The organism is Nostoc sp. CHAB 5715 (assembly GCF_020829685.1).
GTDB lineage: Bacteria > Cyanobacteriota > Cyanobacteriia > Cyanobacteriales > Nostocaceae > Nostoc.
The window spans coordinates 1-4,294 of the sequence record NZ_JAIVFR010000679.1; the positions used below are offsets into that span (position 1 = coordinate 1).

The following is a 4,294-nucleotide window of genomic DNA, read 5'->3' on the forward strand; positions in this document are numbered from 1 at the left end:
GACTACGCTGGAGATATCGGCGAACCAGAAATTGAAATTGCCATTGACAAAGATAAGAAAACTCTCTCCATCTCCGATAATGGTATCGGGATGACCGCAGATGAAGTTAAGAAATATATCAATCAGGTTGCCTTTTCTAGTGCTGAAGAATTTATTCATAAGTATGAAGGCAAATCAGATCAACCGATAATTGGTCACTTCGGTCTTGGTTTTTACTCTTCCTTCATGGTGGCGCAAAAGGTAGAGATTGATACACTGTCATACCAAGAAGGAGCGCAGGCGGTTCATTGGACTTGCGATGGTTCCCCAGCTTTCACCCTAGAAGAATCGCCCCGGACAACTCGCGGCACTACTATTACTCTCAGCCTGCAAGGAGAAGAGGAAGAATTTTTAGAGGATGCACGAATTAAGAATCTTGTCAAGACCTACTGCGACTTCTTGCCAGTACCAATTAAACTTGATGGCGAAGTAATAAATAAGCAAAAAGCACCGTGGCGAGAGTCTCCGAGTAATCTGAGTCAAGAAGATTATTTAGAGTTTTACCGCTACTTGTATCCTTTTCAGGAAGAACCTCTGTTGTGGGTACATTTAAATACAGACTATCCCTTTATCATCAACGGGATTCTGTATTTTCCCAAAATGAGGCCAGATGTAGATGTTACGAAAGGGCAAATTAAGCTATTTTGCAATCAAGTTTTTGTTAGCGACAACTGCGAAGAAATTATCCCGCAATTTCTGATGCCAATGCGGGGTGTGATTGATAGTACCGATATTCCCCTGAACGTATCGCGTAGTGCATTGCAAGGCGATCGCACCGTGCGGCGAATCGGTGATTACATTGCCAAAAAAGTAGGCGATCGCCTCAAAGAACTTTTCCGCGACAACCGCGAACAATACATTAGCGCCTGGAAGGATCTTGGTACTTTTGTAAAATTCGGCGTTCTCAACGACGAGAAATTCAAAAAACAAATTGAAGATATCATCGTCTTCCGCACCACCGCCAAGCTGACAGAAAAAGTTGCTGCCCAAACTCCAGCAGTTGAGGTACAGTCTTCAGAAGGGGATGCTTGGCAAGATGTTACTCCTACTTCAGCCAGTGGTGAAAACTCAGCACCCAGCGCTCCTTACACCACACTGAAAGAGTATCTAGAACGTAACAAAGAACGTCACGAAAACCGGGTTTTCTACAGCACTGATGAAGCAACCCAAGCTACATACATAGAACTGCACAAAAATCAAGGCTTGGAAGTCCTGTTTATGGACTCCTTCATCGACACCCACTTTATCAACTTCCTAGAGCGGGAATATCAGGATGTCAAATTTACGCGGGTAGACTCAGATTTAGATAATACCCTGCTAGAACAAGACAAAGCTACGGAAATTGTTGATCCCAAGACGAACAAAACTCGGAGTGAGACAATCAAAGAGTTATTTGAGAAATCCCTCAACAAACCCAAACTCAACATCCGCACCGAAGCTTTGAAATCAGACGATCCTCAAGGAACACCACCTGCGATCGTGCTTCTACCAGAGATTCTCCGCCGCCTGCGAGAAATGAACGCCATGATGCAGCAGCAGTCAGCAGAGTTTCCCGAAGATCACATTTTGCTAGTGAATACTGCTCACCCGTTGATTCAAAATCTGGCAAATCTTAACCAAGGTAGTATTATTCAAGGTGAAGGTCAATCGCCTACCGATCAGTTAGTGAACTTGATTTGTCAACACGTTTACGATTTAGCGTTGATGTCTCAAAAAGGATTTGACGCTGAGGGAATGAAATCCTTCGTCGAGCGATCCAACGAGGTACTCACCAAGCTGACGGAACAAGCAAGTAAGTAAGAATAGAGACGCGATTAATCGCGTCTGTACAGGAGTTTGGAGTAGAGACGCGATTAATCGCGTCTGTTAGGAGTTTGGAATTCTTTCTCCCCCTGCTTCCCCTGCTCCCTCATATCCCTACTACCCACTCCCCACCTTTCAAGGGTAGGTTTTTTGGAATCTCAAAAATAGTTGAGAAAATTCTCAAGTATTTAACGTAGTTTGGTCGTTTCAGGATTTAAGCATCGGCTGAAATGGTCAAAAAATGACCAAATACAAAATACCTACCTTTGTAAGCCACTCCCCACTCCCCACTCCCTACTCCCCACTTCTGTTGTCTAAGACCTAAAATGGAAAGGCTGTATTAAAATAACAATCTGGAGATACTTGCTATGTCGCGTCGCTGTGAACTAACTGGTAAGAAGGCAAATAACGCTTTTGCAGTTTCCCACTCCCACCGCCGTACTAAACGCCTTCAGCAGGCCAATCTGCAAAGCAAGCGTGTTTGGTGGGAAGGCGGAAATCGCTGGGTGAAGTTAAAGCTGTCTACCAAAGCAATCAAAACCCTACAAATTAATGGGTTAGAAGCAATGGCAAAAGAAGCTGGTATTAACCTGAATCATTACTAAGTAATGTAGATTTTATAACCTGAGACTTTCGTAACTTGAAATACAGGTGATTCGTAGGGACGCACAGCTAGCTGTGCGTCCCTACTGCTTGTTTTTCAGAACTGAAGTTAAACGGCTCTGTACCCAAAATTAATTACGAATTACGAATTATTCAGTCATTGCTGTTGTATCTGCTTTTTTACCCAAAGACGAAAAGACTTGAGCGTTGCATTTCTACCTGCTGTTGTACTTTGCTCCAGATATTGGGGAATCGTTTCAATTAGTTTAAATTTAGGAAAATTTAGGCTTTGCTGAGACTCTACATAATGCCCGTCTTGCAGAACATTAATTTGGAGCTTTCCTTTATCAAAACGCCAAAGTTCAGGTACTTTTAAAGCTTCATAAATATTAGGATGAGTACGAGAAGTAATATCAACTTCTAGAGCTAAATCTGGAGGGGGGTCTACTGTTAAATCTAGCCGCTTCTTGCCGCGAATCTTGGCTTCATTTTTTATATAAAAACACTGGTCAGGTTCTATACCTTGAGCCATTACTTGATTTTTGAAAGTGGTAGAACCAAGACTGATAAACTCAGTATTTAGCTCTTCCAGAAGGGCTTTGACTAAATCACCAATAATTTCTTTGTCATATTCATGTTCTGGCAGTGGTGCCATAATCTCCAGTATTCCTTTATCATAAGCAATTCGTGCAGCACGGTGTTCACCTAAATCCTCTAGAATTGCTTCCAATTCCTGCCAGGTTACATCTTGCAGTAGCACTCTTTGTCCTGGTGGAACATGGATGCGCTTTAATTCCAACAACATCATCTCCACTCCCAGTAGCTCAAACCTAAATTTAGCTTACTCTAGTTAATGCGACAATTGTTTGCTGCTTCATCACTAAATTGTCGGATGTTTGGACATGCAGCAGTTTGTCGTTGGATCTCGTCTGTTTAAAAACCCCTTTATTGAAGTGTACGGGGCGATCGCTCCTAGAAAAGCGTAATTTAAAGAAAAAACCTCTGAAACCTCCAGAGGTTTTGGTTCCTGATTTAGTTTCTACTAGTTACTACAATTTGTCCTCAGTCATTTCCCGATAATGAAGGAAATTATTTGATGTCAAGTACTCATATCTAAAGGCTGATTACCAGGAAATCCTGAGAGGGATACCTTGTTGATAGCGCAATCAGAAAGAGGCGATAAATCGCTTTTCTACTTATCGTTTTAGTCGCAATTTGTGATTAATTCTTTGCCTGTGGCTGCGAACCAGGAATCGTTATATCTATTGGTGTCACCTTTGCTGCTAGCTGCGTCAATGGCGGTTGAATGGCGGTTTGATTCCCCACCACTAGAGTCACGATCTTTTCTGGTTTGAGGTATTCTCGTGCTACTCGTTGCACATCAGCTGCTGTGGTGGCGGCGACGGCTTTTTGATAGCGAAAAAGAAAATCAGCAGGATAGCCGTAATATTCGTATCGCATCAATCGTGATAAGGTTTGGCTGGGGTCTTGAAAGTTGAATACAAAGGAGTTGAGTGTAGACTCTTTCGCAAAAGCTAGTTCTTTTGCTGTAACTCTTTGACTTTGGATGCGCTTGATTTCATCTTGTAAGGCTTTGACAAACTGCACGGTAGCATCCGATCGCGTTTGTCCACCAGCAATAAACATGCCAGGATAGTCGAAACGAGGACTCCACTCGCCATAGACAGAGTAAGCTAAACCTTGACGCGATCGCACTTCATTAAATAAGCGTCCACCAAATCCACTTAACACCCCATTCAATACATCCAGCGCCGGATAATCAGGATTGTCAAACCGTCCACCTAAATGTCCGAGAAGCACACTACTTTGCGTTAGTTGTGGCTGATTG

The 4,294-nt window shown here is 42.8% G+C and carries 4 protein-coding genes; 2 read left to right on the forward strand and 2 right to left on the reverse strand.

Annotation, left to right across the window (positions count from 1 at the left end):
- Both htpG and rpmB read left to right on the forward strand, forming a co-directional pair.
- Window positions 1-1,839: molecular chaperone HtpG (gene htpG, locus LC574_RS28865; protein WP_229457068.1), on the forward strand; the 1,839-nt coding region annotated here is incomplete at its 5' end.
- A gap of 371 nt (window positions 1,840-2,210) precedes the next feature.
- On the forward strand, window positions 2,211-2,447 hold the full coding sequence (rpmB, locus tag LC574_RS28870) for a 50S ribosomal protein L28 (RefSeq protein WP_229457069.1): 237 nt from the start codon (window positions 2,211-2,213) through the stop codon (window positions 2,445-2,447).
- A gap of 155 nt (window positions 2,448-2,602) precedes the next feature.
- Here the strand turns inward: rpmB and LC574_RS28875 are convergent, their stop codons facing one another.
- Window positions 2,603-3,250, reverse strand: coding sequence for a Uma2 family endonuclease (locus tag LC574_RS28875; protein WP_229457071.1), 648 nt, complete (start codon window positions 3,248-3,250; stop codon window positions 2,603-2,605).
- 416 nt (window positions 3,251-3,666) lie between these two features.
- Window positions 3,667-4,294: pitrilysin family protein (locus LC574_RS28880; RefSeq protein WP_229457070.1), on the reverse strand; the 628-nt coding region annotated here is incomplete at its 5' end.